Genomic DNA, 14711 nt, shown 5'->3' on the forward strand with positions numbered 1-14711 from the left:
GATCAGCTCCGCCTGGCCAGGATCAGGCCGGTGGCCTTCGCGGGATCGTCGGTCACGCCGGCGCAATGGTCGCTGGCATCGAGCAGATGCAGGTCGAACGCCGCGTAGCTGCGGAACGGCTGTTCGGTTACGTCGGAGGCATCGCAACGCGTCAGGACCAGCTTGGGGAAGCGACGGCGCAATTCGCCGAACGCCGCGCTGCCGGCATCGGGTCCATTGAGGACCTGCTCGATCTCATTCAGTTCCTGCTCGGCAAGTGCCATGTCACCCGTCCTCTTCGTCCTACTGCCAGAATATCCGCTCAGGGTCGGCGTTCAGCTCGTCGACCGCCGCGGTCAACCGCTTGTGCACGCTGTGCAGCTCCCACGTTCCCTGGCCGTGATCTCTCCAGAACAGCTTCCACATCGCATTCGCCGGATCGTGACGCAGCAAAGCGACGTCGATCACCCCGCCGTCCTTGTCGATGTTGCGTGAGCAGCACGGGCTCCTGACGTGATACCCCTCGTTGACCGGCAAGACCGTCGGCTCGACATAGCGATAGCGCTTGCGCGACTTCAGCGCGCGCTCGATCCGCCTGCGATCCAGCTCGTTGGGATGTGCGGGCAGAATGACCCTGGGCTTGAGCGCGGTTGCGGCCATGGCTGATCATCTCCCTTAGACCGGGACGATCTCCTCTTCGAGACAGCCCACCACCAGCTGCTCGCCGAACTCGACGAGATAGATCGGCATGTTCGCTTCCGTATGGGTGCCGACCTGGACGATCTCGCCCAAGTCGCCAACGCCGACGAGCTTGGCCTCGGCCGGCGCATTCGGGAACGAACCGTCGTTGACGAGATCGATCAGCGCCTTCACGCGCTGACCCCATTGATATTTCGGCAGGCGCGGCTCGATCATGACTTGTATGCTCCCGGCAGCGGCAGCTCGTCCTCGGCCTCCCCGCGGGGAACGGTGGACTCGAGCTCCTTGCGTTTCATGCCGACGCGGTTCCCGCTTTCGAGAAACTCGACGCCGTAGATGTAGAACTGCTGCAGGAAGGTCCCGATCGACACGACGTAGCCGATCTCGCCCTTCTTCGCGAGGACCTCGCCGATCTCCTTGCCTGCATAGGTGCCGTCGTTGCGGATCGTGCGCTTCGCCTTGACCTTCTCGCCAAACGTGAAATACGGCGGCGCCGACAACTCCACGACCTCGCTGTCACGAACGATGTTGCTCATGCCGGTTTCTCCATCGCAGCTCCGAAGCGGCTCGCGAGCCGGCCGCGCGCCATCTCCTGCACCAGCGGGTCCTCGTCGCGCACCAGCTCCGCGAGCTCACTGAGCGCGATCCGGCTCGCCACCTCGTGACGCACCCGCCAATCGGCGTCCTTGCGCATCGCGGTGAGGAGATCCGGCGCGAGGCGCTCGGCGATCTCGAGCCGCACTCGCGGATCGGGGTCGCTGATCATGCCGAGCAGCCAGTCGCTCGGGATGCGCCGCGCGACGACGCGGCGGACCTCGGCCTCCGGGTCTCCCATCATGCGGCCCAGCACGGACGGCACGATGCGGCGCGCCACGACGAGACGGACGTAATAGTCGTCGTCCATCATCATCGGCATCAGATCTTCCGGATCGAGCACCGTCGCGATCCGGATGCGGACCTCGCGATGCGGATCATGGCGCAGCCGCAGCACCAGCCGCTTCGGCAGCCGCCGCGCAGCGTTCCAGCGCACCGTCTCCTCGGGATCATCGAGCAGCGGAGGCAGAAAGAACGGGCTGGCATGCTTGGCCGCGATAGCACGCACCTCGAAATGCGGATGCTTGACGTAGCCGTTGGCGAGCGCCGGATTCCAGTTGAAGAAGCGGTCGATGCGGCGGGCGTAGCGGTCGTGCACGCAGGCGTGCCGAAGGCGACAGCCGCCGGATGCGTTGAGCTGCGCGTGTTCGCAGCCTGCACAACTGATCTCGTTACCCTGCCAGTCGATGGCCTCGTCGATGTCGTCATTCATCGTCGAGCTCCACCCGGTCGACCACCTCGAGCAGGACGCGTGCGCCGATCTTGTCGCTGGGATCGAGCTCGAGCAGCTTTTGCACCGCGAGCCGTCCCTCGACGAGATTGCCGAGGCGCATCTGCAAATAGGCGTATCCCTTCAAGGTGAACATGAAGAAGCGCGGCAGCATGTTGTCATAGCTGCCGAACTCGGCATGACTGGCGCGAACGTCGCGCCAATGCGGCGGCAAGCGGTTCTCGACGGCCGCCTTGGCGAGGCACCGCTTGGCGATGCGCAACGCGTCAGCGAGCCGTCCCTTGTAGAAATAGAACCGGTAGAAGCCGATCAGGACCGCCGCATGCCCAGGCGCCAGCGCTTCCGCCTTTTTCAGATGCGTCTCCGCGACATCGTCGAGATGATAGCTCTGGCCCGCCTGCCACAGATGATACTCGGCCTCCTCCGGTAGGCCGCCGCCGAGCAGCGCGTCGGCAAGCAGCGCGTCCTCGATGGCGGTCTGAGAGCTGGGCCGGGCGTCGGTGGGCATGGCGAGCTGTCCTAGTGCTCCAGCGCCTTCAAGGCATGGGTCGAGCACGAGACCTGCTTCGGATCGTGAAACACGAGGCCGGTCTGCGTCGCGGTATCCGCGAAGTCGATGGTGACGCCGTCGAGCAGCAAACGGCTCTCCGCCGGCAGGAACAGCCTGACGCCATCGCGTTCAACCACCGCATCGCCGGGCTGCGGCGTCGCGAGGACGGTGATATCGGCGGCAAGTCCCGAGCAACCGCCGGGCGACACCGCGAGACGGAAGCCAGAGCCCGCAGTGCCGTCAGCCCGCAGCATCATGCGCATGAACTTCTGCGCGGCTGGCGTAAGGGTGAAATTCATCTGGCTCTCCTCAAGCCGGCGGCTGGTAGCGCGGGAACGAATTGTCGATCACGCAGGTGTTGTCGACCGGGCAGACCGCCGCGCATTGCGGCTCGTCGAAATGGCCGATGCATTCCGTGCACTTCTTCGGATCGATCACGAAGGTGCCGTTCTTCTCCGAGATCGCCACGTTCGGACATTCGGGTTCACAGGCCGAGCAGCTCGTGCACTGCGAGGCAATGATCTTCAAGGTCATCAAAGGCTCCTGTCGAAGGGGCCCGGCGACGCGACGGCGCCGCCGGGGTCTGATGTCACGCTGCCGAGATCAGGGCGCCCTGGCGAATTTCGGCGTCACCGCGCACGACGTGCTGGATCTCGCCGCTGTTCACCTTGTCGAGGTAGCTCTTGAACCAGGCGATCGCGGACTTCTCGATGAACTCATGGGCGAACTGATCGACCGGCTCGATGCCCGCGGCCTGCAGGTCGCTCTTCGGGCAGCCGCCGATCTTGGCCACGAACACCGCATGGCAGTCGTTGATGGCGCGGATGACGGTCTCCAGGCTGTCCTCGTCGCCATAGCCGCCCTGGCAGTACAGGTCGACGCGGCGGTGACCGACGAACTTGGCTCCGGCCGTGGAAAGCTCGTAGACTTGGAACTCCTTGGCGTGTCCGAAATGCTCGTTGATCAGGCCCGAGCCCTTGGTCGCAACCGCGATCAGCAGCTTGATGTCGCTGGACTGGCCGGCGAGCGAGGCGAGCTCCTCCTGCTTCGCCACGACCTTGGCGACACGCTCCTGCTCGACCGCCTCCTGATACGCCTTGCGGCTGTCGATGTCGTAGTTCACCTCCATCGCCATGATCTTGTCGGTGGTGAATTCGGCGGAGCGGTCCTCGCCGAGCAGGCCCACCGCGTCGGCACGGCATTGCCGGCAATGCCGCATCATGTTCATCTCGCCTTCGCACTCGTCCTGCAGCGCCTTCAGCTCCTGCGCGGTCGGGCCGCGCTGGCCGGTCAGGCCGAACACGGTGCCGTGCTCCGGCGAGGAGATCAGCGGCATGATGTTGTGCAGGAAGGCGCCACGCGACTTCACCGCCTTGTTGACCTCGACGAGGTGCTTGTCGTTGACGCCCGGGATCATCACCGAGTTGACCTTGCAGAGGATGCCGCGCTCGGTCAGCATCTCCAGCCCCTGCAGCTGCCGATCGGTGAGGAGCTTGGCGGCTTCGACGCCGGTGTAGCGCTTGTGCTTCCAGAACACCCACGGATAGATCTTGGCGCCGATCTCGGGATCAACCATGTTGATGGTGATCGTGACGTGATCGACGTTGAAGCCGGCGATGGTGTCGACGTGATCGGGCAGCGCGAGGCCGTTGGTCGACAGGCAGAGCTTGATGTCGGGGGCGGTGCGAGCGATCAGCTCGAAGGTCTTGAACGTCTTCTCCGGATTGGCGAGCGGATCGCCCGGACCGGCAATGCCCAGCACGGTCATCTGCGGAATGGTCGAGGCGACAGCGAGCACTTTCTTGGCGGCCTGTTCCGGCGACAGCTTCTCGCTGACCACGCCCGGACGCGACTCGTTGGCGCAGTCATATTTGCGGTTGCAGTAGTTGCACTGGATGTTGCAGGCGGGCGCGACGGCGACGTGCATGCGCGCGTAGTGATGATGCGCCTCCTCGCTGTAGCAAGGATGGTTCTTCACCTTCTCCCATATCTCCGGCGGCAGGTCGTTCTCGCCGGCGCCCGAGCCGCAGCTCGCCTTGCCGCTGCCGCCCGAGGTGCCGCAGCCCTTGTGTTCCGCGATGGTCTGCATCACCGAGCTCAGCTTGTCGCCGTCCGGTATCGTCGCCTGTTCGTGCTGCACTGACGCGTCCATGTCCGCTCCTTACGTTGCTGGCGAGCCGCAAACCGCCTTGGGCTAGGGTTCAGCAACTCGCGTGCCACGCCGCGTACAAGATCATTTCGTCAGACTATCAACGCCTTAGCCAGATCCTCGCGCCTGTCGCCTTGCCAACATGCGAAAGGCTCTCGTTTCGGGCGTTGTTAGAAACGTTACAGACTCGAATTGGGACACAGGAACGAACGGCAAAACAGCGCAGCTCGCGGCCGCGCTGTTCGATTTCCGGTGTCGTGGTTTCGCTCAGCCGCCGATGATGATCTCGGTCGCGCGGGCCAGCGGAATCGCGATCGGCGTCAACCGCTCGGCGATGAAGAACTTCAGCTCGTTCTTCGACAATGAGTCAGGCTCGACCAGGACGTAATGCTCGGCGCCGGAGCGCTTGATCACCTGACGGCCATAGGTGCGCAGCAACTGGTCGTTGAAGCGGCAGCCGATGAACAGGAAGCTTCGGTCGGTGCGCCGGTCCTTGACCGTGTCGGGTATCGGCGTCTGGATGTCGATGTCGGTCAGGACCTCGACATAGTCGGCGTCTGTGATCAGGAAGTTCTTGGCTGGCGTGGTCCCGCCATGCGGCTTGTAGAGCAGCGTGGTCCAGCTTCCGGCCTTCTCACGATCGCTCTCGGCGCCCGCAGCGTCGTAGAAGCGATACCAGCGGTCCTCGCCGATTCCGGCCCGCGTGATGCCCTGCACCTCGCCCCAATCGCCGCGCCCGGCGAGCGCCGTCCGCATCGCGCCGTCATACCAGCTGTCGACGACCATCGGCAGCGGCAGCGACGCCAGATACTGCTGCAGCGGTGTCGGCGCGACGGGCGCGGCAAAGGCTTCAGCCATCAGCGCCGTCACCGTCGAGCGGTGGCGCGTGCTCTCGATGTGCTGCGCGGAAGCCCACGCATTGCCCTTGGCGCGGCGCGGCAGCGCCACCTTGGTGCCGAAGAACGCGGCCAGCGCTTCAGGATTCATCGGCACCGCCGCGCCGGATTGCTCCGAGACGCCGGGACCGAGATACGGAACGACCTTGCCGGCCTTCAGCCGGGCCACGACGTCCTTGAGCAGGGCTTCGGCATCAGCCTGTCTGACGATGTCGATATGAGGAAGCGGCGCATTCATCACTCGTCCCCTTCGCCACCGCGCTTGCGCGCATTGATCGTGATCGGCAGCCGCGTGTCGGCGGCCATCTGCGGCAGTTCGAGCACCCAGCCATTGGCGATGCGAATCCAGCCACCCCACAAGGACTCGTGCTCGGACTCGACGATGGGCTCCTCGAGGTCCTTCTTGGGGACGTAGATCGACAGGCCCGTTTCCGGCGAGCGGCGGATCATGACTTTCATTACGTGAGCTCCGTGGATCGAAGGGGGGCCGCCGATTGTGAAGGATGATGCTGCAGCCAGGCCGGCGAGGTCTCACGCAGCCTGGCGACGATGTCGGGCAGGACCTGCAGCACGCGCGTGATGTCGTCGTCGGTGGTGTCGCGCGATAGCGAGAAGCGGACGGCGCCGCGGAGCAGATCCGACGGCACGTTCATCGCGCGCAGCACATGCGACGGCTCCATCGAGCCGGACGCGCAGGCCGAGCCGAGCGAAGCCGCGATGCCCGCCTGATTCAGGCGCATCACGATCGGCTCACCTTCGAGATGCTGGAAGGCGATGTTCAACGTGTTGGGCAGCCGGTGCTCGATATCGCCCAGCACGGCGCAATGGCCGACGTCCTGGATGATGCCCTGCTCCAGCCGGTCGCGCAGCACGCGCACCCGGCCCTGCTCGTCGGCAAGATGTTGTCCGGCGAGGTCGGCCGCCTTGCCGAGACCGATGATCGCAGGCACGTTCTCGGTGCCGCCGCGGCGGCGGCGCTCCTGCGGGCCGCCGCGCACCAGCGGCGCGAACGGCGTGCCCTTTCTGACATACAGCGCACCGATACCCTTGGGGCCGTGCAGCTTGTGGCCCGACAACGACAGCATGTCGACGCCGGCAGCTTTCAAATCGATCGCGACCTTGCCGACAGTCTGAACGGCATCGGTATGAAACAGCGCACCGGCGTCATGTGCGAGCTTCGCCAGCTCCGGAATCGGGAACAGCGTGCCGGTCTCGTTGTTGGCCCACATCACCGAGGCGATCGCAGTGCGGGGCCCGAGCGCGCGCTTGTAGGCCTCGAGATCGAGGCAACCGGCCGCATCGACGCCGATCAGGTGCACCGCGAGGCCGCGCTTGTCCCTGAGATACTCGACCAGCGACAGGATTGCGGGATGCTCCACCGCCGTCGTGACGATCTCGTCGCGGCCGCTCTGGGTTTGCAGCGCCGACAGGATCGCGCTGTTATCGGATTCCGTGCCGCCCGACGTGAAGACGATCTCGTGGTCGAAGGCGGCCCCTAACAGCGCCTGCAGGCCCTTGCGCGCCTGTCTCACGGCGCTGGCCACCTCGCTGCCGAACGCATGCGAGGACGACGCATTGCCGAACTGCTCCGAGAAGAACGGCAACATCGCGGCGACGACCTCAGGATCCGCACGGGTCGTCGCGTTGTTGTCGAGATAGACCGGACGCAAGACCGCTCCTTAATGCCGCGCCTTGGCTGCGCCGGCCACCGGAACGAGGCGAACGAACTCGCCGAGCTTTTCGATCATGCGCGCCTGGATGCCCTCGAGCGTCGCGCTGGCGAGCTTGCAGAAGATGCAGGCGCCGGCGAGCTTGACCATGATCTTGTTGCCATCAATCTCGACGAGCTCGCAATCGCCGCCGTCGCGCTTGAGGTTCGGACGGACCTCCTCGATCACGGCCCGGATGATCCGCTCGCGCTCGCTCATCTGCGACGGCGCTTCGACGATGCCCTGGGATTCGACCAGCATGGTTTCACTTCTCGCGTGTTGAATGATCGAGCGAAGAATCAAGCGAACGACTTGCCGCAGCCACAGCTTGACTTGGCATTCGGATTCTCGAAGGTGAAGCCGGAGCCTTCCAGCGCGATGACGAAATCGATCGTCGTGCCTTCGAGATATTCGAGGCTCTTGTGATCGACGAGCACGCGCACGCCCTCGCGCTCGATCACGGTGTCCTCCGGCTCGCTGCCGCTGACGAGGCCCATATTGTATTTAAGCCCGGCGCAGCCACCGGCTTCGACCATGATCCTGAGGCCGTCGACCGGCTTGTCGGAGGTCGTGATCGCGTTGCGAACCGCATTGATGGCGCTGTCGGTCAGATTGATCATCATCGTCTCGCCTTTCCCATTCGGCTGTTGCGAACAGGAGTGGCAAGTCTCATGCCATGCAGCAATTAACTGAAACGACACGGTTTTTCGCAAAGTCGCTGTGGCGTTTCCGACGCATGTCGGGTTTCCGACACGGATGATTTGCGCCGGCCTCGGAGGTGCCGAAAGGATGTCGCGGCGGAAACCCGACAATGCTCTGAGGTCGCGGGCGAAAGACCAAGTAAATCAAGACGCAGCACACATCGGCAGACAATTTGCATTCCAGCCCTTTTCGACCGCGCCGTGCGGCGAGACGGCTCACCAGGACATGCGAGGGGATTGCTGATGACGACATTGGAGAAGACGGTTGCGATCGAGACCACCGCGCTCGCGCAACTCGACAAGGAAGGACGACTGCTGAACGCCGTACTCAAAGCGCCGACCACCAGGCCGGGACGGTTCGGCTTCCGCGGCGACATCGCGCTGAAATTCCAGACCCAGGTCGCCGACGAGAAGCGGCCGCCGGACTTCTCGATCGAGCAGGTGCTGACGATCGTCAACGACGGCGAGGCGACCATTCCGGTGCTGGTCGGCTACATCCACTCGCTGGCCTATCTCGAGACGGCGGTCGAGGTGCTCAAGAACCTGCTGCAGCCGAACGGCAAGTACTTCATGTTCTGCAACAACATCGACCTCCTGGCGAAGTATCGCATCAAGATGGGCGACGTGACGTTCTATGTCCTGCCTTGCGACGAATCCACAGTGTGGAAGGAGATGCTGGACCTGCTGTCGATCGACAAGAACGACATCAAGAAGCTCGATACCGCAGGCAAGCTCGACTACGTGCTCGACACCGCCAAGGACTTCAGTGAGAATTACGATCTCGTGCCTTACGCGGATGCACTGGCCAGGATGGAGCCGGTCAAGAACCGCAACGAGAACCGACCGGTCTGACATCGTCCTTTTCTTCATATGCAAGATGAAGTCCCGGCAGTTGCCGTCGGGACTTCGCCGGGATCGCAGCCTCAGCCTTCCTCGCATTGCAGGCCGGTCTCGTCCTCATCCTCTTCATCCTCGACCAAGGTCACGCCGGTCACACAGATGTCGCCATCGAGGACGCTCAACGCCACCGGCGTCAGGCTCTCGCCCTTGCACGGGCCGTCGACGCAGAGCCCGGTGCCGATCTCGAACAGCGAGCCGTGCTTGCCGCACAGGATGCGCAGGCCGTTGCCGTCCAGGAACTGATTTCGCTCCCAGTCGAGATTGACCTTATCGTGCGGGCACATGTTCAGATATCCGAACACCTGCTTGCCCCAGCGGATCACGAAGATCGGCCACGGACGTTGCGTTCCGTCCTCGGCCACGATCATGAGCTGAAAGCCCATGGCGCGGCGGCTCGGGATGTCGTTGAAGCTGCAGATGGCGTAGGCGACGTCGGTCGTCATGTCGGGCCTCATCGATGTCTGGCGCATCTCCGACACGGCCGCTTCAGCGCAGCGGGAGCGGCGGTCGGCTCGCCTGCGGAACGCGTTGCAAGATTCGCGCAACTCCGCCCGTCCGCCTGGCTTTCTTCGCTGCTGCGAGAGACTGGCACAGAACTTGAAAATTTCTCCTGCGAGTACGGCTTTGTAAGGAGATCGACATGAACGTGGCACTGGAATTCGTCGAGAGCTCGCTCGACGACATCAAGGCGGCATTGGAGGGCGGCACGCTGACGGTCTACTCGGTGGCGCGTCCGATCACCGCGGACAAGCCGGTCGACCGCAGCGGCGTGCTCGCGACCTTCACGTTCGGCTCGCCCGCCTTCGCCCCCGCGGTGGATGGCCTCGAGCAGCCGAACTTCGTCGCGACGTCCGTGCCGGCGGCCACCGTCGGCACGCCCGGCTTTGCGCGGGCGCGCAAGGCGGACGGCACCACTGTCGCCGATTTCTCCGCCGGCCCAGGCGAGCGCGAGATCAAGTTCACCGAAGTGTCATGCTCGCCCGGCGCGCCGGTTACGGTCGCGACCTTCAAGATCATCGCCGAAGGCGGCTGGCCGGAGCGTCCGGAATACTACGACACGCATCCACGCCCGGGCTATCCGATGCCGAAGACGCTGTGACGGCGGACGCCGTCACGCCTTGGACCAGGTCCCTCCTGTTGGTTTAACGACATCGCGAGCGAATGCATGAGCACAGACTTCTCTGACGCCCTGGTCAGCTCCGAATGGCTGGCGCAACATCTCACCGATCCCGCCACCAAGATCCTCGACTGCACCTGGCATCATCCGAGCACCAATCTCGATGGCCGTACGCAATATCGCGGCCGGCATCTGCCGGGCTCGGTGCATTTCGACATCGACCAGGTCGCCGACAAGTCGAGCCCGCTGCCGCACATGCTGCCGTCAGCGGAGGATTTCGCCCACAAGGTCGGGCTGCTCGGCATCAGCAATTCTGACCGCGTCATCGTCTATGACCGCCACTATGGCGGCTCCGCCGCGGGCCGCGTGTGGTGGATGTTCCGCGTGTTCGGGCACGACAACGTCGCCCTGCTCGACGGCGGCTTCGGCAAATGGACCAAGGAGAAGAGGCCGGCCGAGATGACGCCGGTGCGCCCGGTGCCGGCGAGTTTCAGCGCAAGCTTCAGGCCGGAGCTTGTGACCACCTCGGCCGCCGTGCAGAGTGGCGGCGCGCAGCTGGTCGACGCCCGTGGGCCCGGCAAGTTCGATGGCACCCAAGCGGACGTGTTCACGTTCAAGCGCCAGGGCCACATCCCCGGCGCGATCAATCTGCCCTGGGCCGATCTGGTCGACCCGGACACGGGCGTGCTCATGGCGCCCGACGCGCTCGCAGCCCGATTCGCGAGTGCCGGCATCGATCTGGAGAAGCCGATCGTCACCACCTGCGCCTCGGGCATCACGTCATGCATGCTGGCGCTGGCGCTCTATGGGCTGGGACGTCCGGATGTTGCCGTCTACGACGGGTCCTGGGCGGAATGGAGCCAGCTCGACGACACGGCGGTGGCGGCGTGATGTGCACAGACGAATGACGGGAGCACGAGCATGGCAAGAACCCTGGTCAAGACCACGCAGGACGGCCGCAAGGTCGAGGTGATTGGGCTGGCAATCTGTCTCGAAGGCGAGCTCGAGGCGTTCGAGCTGGTGGAGGTCAAGCTGCATCCGAACCGACGCAAGATCTGGGAGGCCGCGCCCGACGCGACCCACATGGCCGGCCGCATCACTTTGACCAAGGAGGAGGCCGCAATCGTCGAGAGCGCGTTCGCCGCCGCCCAGGCTGATATCCTCGCCAACCCCGCCGCGATCAACGAACGCTTCCGCATCGCCGCGATGTGGAAAGCGCGGGAACAGGGGATCGAGTAGGCATTGATTCGTAGGGTGGGCAAAGCCAGCGGGCGGCGCGAAGCGGCGTCCGATGGCGTGCCCACCATCTTCGTCCCGCACGCCGAAAAATGGTGGGCACGGCGCATTGGCTGAATCGGCGTGGAAAAACCGCCCAGGCGCCTTTGCCCACCCTACCAATCCATTGCCGTCATCGCGAGCGAAGCGACGCGATCCAGGGCGGCGCGAGGACTCTGGATTGCTTCGTCGCCTGCGGCTCCTCGCAATGACGGCCCTAGCGGCGGATATGACTACTGAAAAACCCGCCCGCGGTAGCGGTAGCTGCCGGCGTCGTCGACATCGAACAGCTCGCCGATATCGGGATGCTTGACCGGCTCACCCGTGACGTCCGCCACCAAGTTCTGCTCCGGAACATAGGCGATGTAGCTGCTGTCGCCGCATTCGGCGAGCAGGTAGTAGAACGGCTGCTCCTTGTCGAGCCTGGTGTCCATGGTGATGGCGCGCCAGCCCTCTTCTTCCGAGAATGACAGGTCGACGTCGAACACGACACCGCGCAGGTCGTAGACGCGGTGCCGTATCACCTGGCCGATCGTGAACTTTGCCTCCATCCGCACCATGTCAGCACGCTCGATGATCTCACGCCGCCGGCGAATGGGTCTGGCAGTTGGTCGGGCAGACGCGGGCGCAGGCGCCGCAGCCGATGCAGGCGCCGGTGTCGTGCATGACCATGATCTTCTTCTCGACCTCGTCATCCTCGTCGTCATCGAGCTCGACGAACTCGCCCTCGTCGTTGATGCCCTTCAAGGTCATCACCTCGCGACCGCAGACCTTGTAGCAGCGGCCGCAGCCGATACACTTTCCGGCGTCGATGGCGACCAGATAGTCCGGCCGCCAGTCGCGGCCGTCACGGGTTGAATTGGACATGATGACGGGTCCTCAAATCGGGCTTAGGCGGTCTCGAGCTTCTTCAGCTCGGCTCGCTTCTTCTCCAGCTCGGCAAAGGCTTCATGCGCCTTCTGAGCCGTCGGCAGGATCTGGTCCCAGTTGATGGGCAGCTCCTCCGACAAGTCGTGCAGGTTCATCTTGGCATCCATGGCACGTGCCGACAGCTTCTTGATCTCGGCCTTCAGGGTGTCCAGGTCGCTCATTGTCTCCATCCTCGCCGTTAGTAGTTTGCGACGTCCTTGAACTTCTCGATCATCTCGACGCCGGCGTTGACGAACTTGTCGCCCTCGTCGGCCAGCTTGCCGAGATTGTCGAAGCCGAAGCGGTGCACGTCGCGCAGCTGCTTGTTGACCACGATCAGCCGGCCGCCGATCAGCACCATGCGGCCAAAGCCCTCGTGGCTCATCTTCAGCATCGGCGAGATCATCACGCCGGTGGCCTTCTCGATCGACAGCGCGACCGCGTTGAAGAACAGTTCGAGCCGCCAGATCGTCTCCGGATCGGGATCGCCGATGATCGGCAGCGCCCGCCGCTTCTCCTTGTCCAGGATGTAGGGCTCGAGCAGATCGATGTCCTTCTTGCCCTCCCAGGCGCCATGGGTGTCCTGGGCGCGCCAGACCTTGATGAGCTCCTTGACGAAGGGCCGCTGCTCGGCGGGTACCGTTTCGACTGCTACCGCGGTATCGGACATGTTGGTTTCCTCATTCCTCGAAATCGAGAACGCGTTCCTGGCCCTTGGCGAGCGCCTTGCGCAGCCAGGGCGGCGGCGTGCCAGCCAGAACGGCCTGCAGCTTGCCCAGGAGATCGCTGATCTCCTCGGGCTGATTGACCTTCATCGGATGGATGTTGTTGGCGACGACGCGCGCGGCGCCGGAGCCGCCGATCGCGGCGACATAGAGGATCGCGCAATCCTTGATTGCCTCGATCTTCGGCGCCAGCTTGTCCTCGTTGCCGTCCTCCTTGAGATCGCCGTCGAACTCGACGGTCTCGACGAAGCGATGCCCCGCAGTGTCGACATCGTAGATCGCGATGTTCTTGGCCCAGCCGAAATGGGCGTCGACGCGTTTCAGATCCTGGGTAGCGAATGCGACTTTCATGTCGTCGGTCCTTTCTCCTGACACGTCAATGCAGTGGCGCCACGACGGCGGAGTCCAGCGGCGCCTGTTGGGAATCGGCCCAGGGATCGAGCCAGGTGTCCGGCGTCGGCTGATGGTTGTCCTCGCGATCGGCGATGATGAGATTGGCGAGCGCGAAGATGAGGTCGCGCGTGCCGCGATAGCCGACCGTCAGCAGGTGCCCTGCTCCGAGCCGGTCGAACATCGGGAAGCCGATCCGATAGAAAGGGATTCTGAGACGCGCGGCAGCTTGACGGCCATGCGAATGCGTCATCATCAGACCGCAGTCTCGCGCCTTGGCGAGGGTCTCCAAATCTTCGAGATCGCCGATCAGCACCTCCTCGCACGGCATGCGCTCGAGCACCGGCGACTGCGTCGTGGTGATGGCGACGGCAATGTGTGCGCCCATGTCGTGGAGCATGCTGGCGACATCGAACAGCAGGTCCGGCTCGGCGCCGATGGCGAGCCTGCGGCCGCCGATGTGGAAATGCGCATCCAGCATGGCATCGGCGAGCTGGCCGCGCTGGCGGCGATACTTCGCCGGCACCGGACGGCCCGAGATCTCGCTCAGGAAGCTCATGAAGTCGTCATTCGGCAGCAGGCCACACAGCCGCTCGAACAGCCGGTATGGCACGCCGGTCCTGGCCTGCATCGCCTCCGCTGCCCGCTTCATCTGAGCCCCGATCGCGATCGTCCAGGATGCGCTGCCCATGGTCGCGATCTCTTCCAGGCCGATGCCGCCGATCGTGGTCGGCGTGAACTCGTCGGGAATGTGACCGTCGAGCGAGCCGCCGATATCCGGCAGGAACGACGGCTCCAGGCCGAAATCCTCGAAGATCGTCCTGAGCTCCTCGATGTCGCCCGGCGTCAGGTGACAGCCGGGCAGCACGTTGACACGGGTCGGATCGCGCCGCGTCGAGGTCGGCTTGTCGACCAGCACCTCGACCATCTTGGCGACTGTCTTGTCCCAGCCGTCCTGGAACGCGTCCTTGAAATCCGGCGTCGAGACATAGACCAGCGGATAGGTCGCGAGCTCCGGATGCTTCTCGCGGATCAGCCTGATGTAGCCGTCGACATCGTCGCCCTTGGTCTCGGTGACCCCGGTCGAGCAGATGCCGATGATCTCCGGCTTCTGTCTCTTATGGATGTTGAGGATCGCCTGCTCGACATTCTCATAGCCGCCGAGCACGGTGGCGACCTCGCTCATCGCCGTCGTCTGCATCGGCACCGCTTCCTTGAAGTGGCGCACGAACAGTGTCAGCCCGAACGAGGTGCAGCCCTGCGAGCCATGCAGCAGCGGCATCGCGCCGCGCAGGCCGAGGAAGGCAAACGATCCGCCGATCGGCTGGCTCATCTTGAGCGGATTGACCGCGCAGGCTTTCTTTCCAATGGTGACTTTGGCCATGTGC

The 14711-nt window shown here is 64.1% G+C and carries 25 protein-coding genes; 4 read left to right on the forward strand and 21 right to left on the reverse strand.

Annotated elements, in window-relative coordinates; genetic code table 11:
- Positions 1 to 2: 2 nt before the first annotated feature.
- The 14 genes from QX132_RS29785 to QX132_RS29850 all read right to left on the reverse strand — a co-directional run bounded on the left by QX132_RS29785 (position 3) and on the right by QX132_RS29850 (position 7926).
- Positions 3 to 263, reverse strand: coding sequence for a hypothetical protein (locus tag QX132_RS29785; RefSeq protein WP_316163563.1), 261 nt, complete (start codon positions 261 to 263; stop codon positions 3 to 5).
- 19 nt (positions 264 to 282) lie between these two features.
- Positions 283 to 639: a DUF3024 domain-containing protein gene (locus QX132_RS29790; RefSeq protein ID WP_315740971.1), complete on the reverse strand. Its 357-nt coding sequence runs from the start codon at positions 637 to 639 to the stop codon at positions 283 to 285.
- Positions 640 to 654: 15 nt separating this feature from the next.
- Positions 655 to 894 carry a nitrogen fixation protein NifZ gene (locus QX132_RS29795; RefSeq protein WP_315740970.1) on the reverse strand — a complete coding sequence of 80 codons (240 nt, stop codon included), beginning with the start codon at positions 892 to 894 and terminating at the stop codon, positions 655 to 657.
- The gene (locus QX132_RS29800; RefSeq protein WP_315740969.1) at positions 891 to 1214 is read right to left on the reverse strand and encodes a nitrogen fixation protein NifZ; all 324 of its coding nucleotides are present in this window, start codon (positions 1212 to 1214) and stop codon (positions 891 to 893) included. The genes QX132_RS29795 and QX132_RS29800 overlap by 4 nt, the downstream gene beginning before the upstream one ends.
- A complete protein-coding gene (locus tag QX132_RS29805; RefSeq protein WP_315740968.1) occupies positions 1211 to 1984 on the reverse strand; it encodes a 4Fe4S-binding leucine-rich repeat protein in 774 nt (257 codons plus the stop codon). Before QX132_RS29805 ends, QX132_RS29800 begins: the two co-directional genes overlap by 4 nt.
- Positions 1977 to 2510 carry a hypothetical protein gene (locus QX132_RS29810; RefSeq protein ID WP_315771545.1) on the reverse strand — a complete coding sequence of 178 codons (534 nt, stop codon included), beginning with the start codon at positions 2508 to 2510 and terminating at the stop codon, positions 1977 to 1979. The genes QX132_RS29805 and QX132_RS29810 overlap by 8 nt, the downstream gene beginning before the upstream one ends.
- 11 nt (positions 2511 to 2521) lie before the next feature.
- A complete protein-coding gene (locus QX132_RS29815) occupies positions 2522 to 2851 on the reverse strand; it encodes an iron-sulfur cluster assembly accessory protein (RefSeq protein WP_315740966.1) in 330 nt (109 codons plus the stop codon).
- Between the two features lie 10 nt (positions 2852 to 2861).
- Positions 2862 to 3086, reverse strand: coding sequence for a YfhL family 4Fe-4S dicluster ferredoxin (locus QX132_RS29820; RefSeq protein ID WP_006609676.1), 225 nt, complete (start codon positions 3084 to 3086; stop codon positions 2862 to 2864).
- A gap of 55 nt (positions 3087 to 3141) precedes the next feature.
- Positions 3142 to 4704: a nitrogenase cofactor biosynthesis protein NifB gene (gene nifB / locus QX132_RS29825; RefSeq protein ID WP_315756221.1), complete on the reverse strand. Its 1563-nt coding sequence runs from the start codon at positions 4702 to 4704 to the stop codon at positions 3142 to 3144.
- Positions 4705 to 4968: 264 nt separating this feature from the next.
- A complete protein-coding gene (locus QX132_RS29830) occupies positions 4969 to 5835 on the reverse strand; it encodes an SIR2 family protein (RefSeq protein WP_315740964.1) in 867 nt (288 codons plus the stop codon).
- Positions 5835 to 6056, reverse strand: coding sequence for a putative nitrogen fixation protein NifT (nifT, locus tag QX132_RS29835; protein WP_315713133.1), 222 nt, complete (start codon positions 6054 to 6056; stop codon positions 5835 to 5837). Before nifT ends, QX132_RS29830 begins: the two co-directional genes overlap by 1 nt.
- Positions 6056 to 7267, reverse strand: coding sequence for a cysteine desulfurase NifS (gene nifS / locus QX132_RS29840; protein WP_316163564.1), 1212 nt, complete (start codon positions 7265 to 7267; stop codon positions 6056 to 6058). The genes nifT and nifS overlap by 1 nt, the downstream gene beginning before the upstream one ends.
- Positions 7268 to 7276: 9 nt before the next feature.
- Positions 7277 to 7567 carry a NifU family protein gene (locus tag QX132_RS29845; RefSeq protein WP_315713137.1) on the reverse strand — a complete coding sequence of 97 codons (291 nt, stop codon included), beginning with the start codon at positions 7565 to 7567 and terminating at the stop codon, positions 7277 to 7279.
- Between the two features lie 38 nt (positions 7568 to 7605).
- Positions 7606 to 7926 (reverse strand): HesB/IscA family protein, encoded by a 321-nt coding sequence (locus QX132_RS29850; protein WP_257170758.1) that lies wholly within the window; start codon positions 7924 to 7926, stop codon positions 7606 to 7608.
- A gap of 324 nt (positions 7927 to 8250) precedes the next feature.
- Between QX132_RS29850 and QX132_RS29855 the strand changes: the two genes are divergently transcribed.
- Entirely contained in the window at positions 8251 to 8859 is a 609-nt protein-coding gene (locus tag QX132_RS29855) for a hypothetical protein (protein ID WP_315785949.1), read from the forward strand.
- A gap of 71 nt (positions 8860 to 8930) precedes the next feature.
- Here the strand turns inward: QX132_RS29855 and QX132_RS29860 are convergent, their stop codons facing one another.
- Complete coding sequence (locus QX132_RS29860; protein WP_315756225.1) at positions 8931 to 9350, reverse strand: Rieske (2Fe-2S) protein; 420 nt, start codon at positions 9348 to 9350, stop codon at positions 8931 to 8933.
- Positions 9351 to 9547: 197 nt separating this feature from the next.
- Here QX132_RS29860 and QX132_RS29865 point away from each other — a divergent pair, with 197 nt between their 5' ends.
- The 3 genes from QX132_RS29865 to QX132_RS29875 all read left to right on the forward strand — a co-directional run bounded on the left by QX132_RS29865 (position 9548) and on the right by QX132_RS29875 (position 11263).
- Positions 9548 to 10006: a hypothetical protein gene (locus QX132_RS29865; protein ID WP_315785950.1), complete on the forward strand. Its 459-nt coding sequence runs from the start codon at positions 9548 to 9550 to the stop codon at positions 10004 to 10006.
- A gap of 66 nt (positions 10007 to 10072) precedes the next feature.
- Positions 10073 to 10915: a sulfurtransferase gene (locus QX132_RS29870; protein WP_316163565.1), complete on the forward strand. Its 843-nt coding sequence runs from the start codon at positions 10073 to 10075 to the stop codon at positions 10913 to 10915.
- 30 nt (positions 10916 to 10945) lie between these two features.
- A complete protein-coding gene (locus tag QX132_RS29875; RefSeq protein ID WP_316163566.1) occupies positions 10946 to 11263 on the forward strand; it encodes a hypothetical protein in 318 nt (105 codons plus the stop codon).
- Positions 11264 to 11532: 269 nt separating this feature from the next.
- On the opposite strand, the gene hspQ is transcribed toward QX132_RS29875, so the two are convergent.
- The 6 genes from hspQ to nifN are packed head-to-tail and all read right to left on the reverse strand — an operon-like array spanning position 11533 to position 14707.
- A complete protein-coding gene (hspQ, locus tag QX132_RS29880) occupies positions 11533 to 11859 on the reverse strand; it encodes a heat shock protein HspQ (protein WP_315785954.1) in 327 nt (108 codons plus the stop codon).
- 19 nt (positions 11860 to 11878) lie between these two features.
- Positions 11879 to 12166 (reverse strand): ferredoxin III, nif-specific, encoded by a 288-nt coding sequence (fdxB, locus tag QX132_RS29885; protein WP_015665404.1) that lies wholly within the window; start codon positions 12164 to 12166, stop codon positions 11879 to 11881.
- Between the two features lie 23 nt (positions 12167 to 12189).
- Complete coding sequence (locus QX132_RS29890; protein WP_012045814.1) at positions 12190 to 12390, reverse strand: CCE_0567 family metalloprotein; 201 nt, start codon at positions 12388 to 12390, stop codon at positions 12190 to 12192.
- 17 nt (positions 12391 to 12407) lie between these two features.
- Positions 12408 to 12878, reverse strand: a complete 471-nt coding sequence (locus QX132_RS29895; protein WP_315740955.1) for a NifX-associated nitrogen fixation protein — start codon at positions 12876 to 12878, stop codon at positions 12408 to 12410.
- 10 nt (positions 12879 to 12888) lie between these two features.
- On the reverse strand, positions 12889 to 13284 hold the full coding sequence (nifX, locus tag QX132_RS29900; protein ID WP_315756230.1) for a nitrogen fixation protein NifX: 396 nt from the start codon (positions 13282 to 13284) through the stop codon (positions 12889 to 12891).
- A gap of 25 nt (positions 13285 to 13309) precedes the next feature.
- Positions 13310 to 14707, reverse strand: coding sequence for a nitrogenase iron-molybdenum cofactor biosynthesis protein NifN (nifN, locus tag QX132_RS29905; protein ID WP_316163567.1), 1398 nt, complete (start codon positions 14705 to 14707; stop codon positions 13310 to 13312).
- Between the last annotated feature and the right edge of the window lie 4 nt (positions 14708 to 14711).

It is taken from the genome of Bradyrhizobium sp. SZCCHNRI20481, assembly GCF_032485055.1.
Lineage (GTDB): Bacteria > Pseudomonadota > Alphaproteobacteria > Rhizobiales > Xanthobacteraceae > Bradyrhizobium.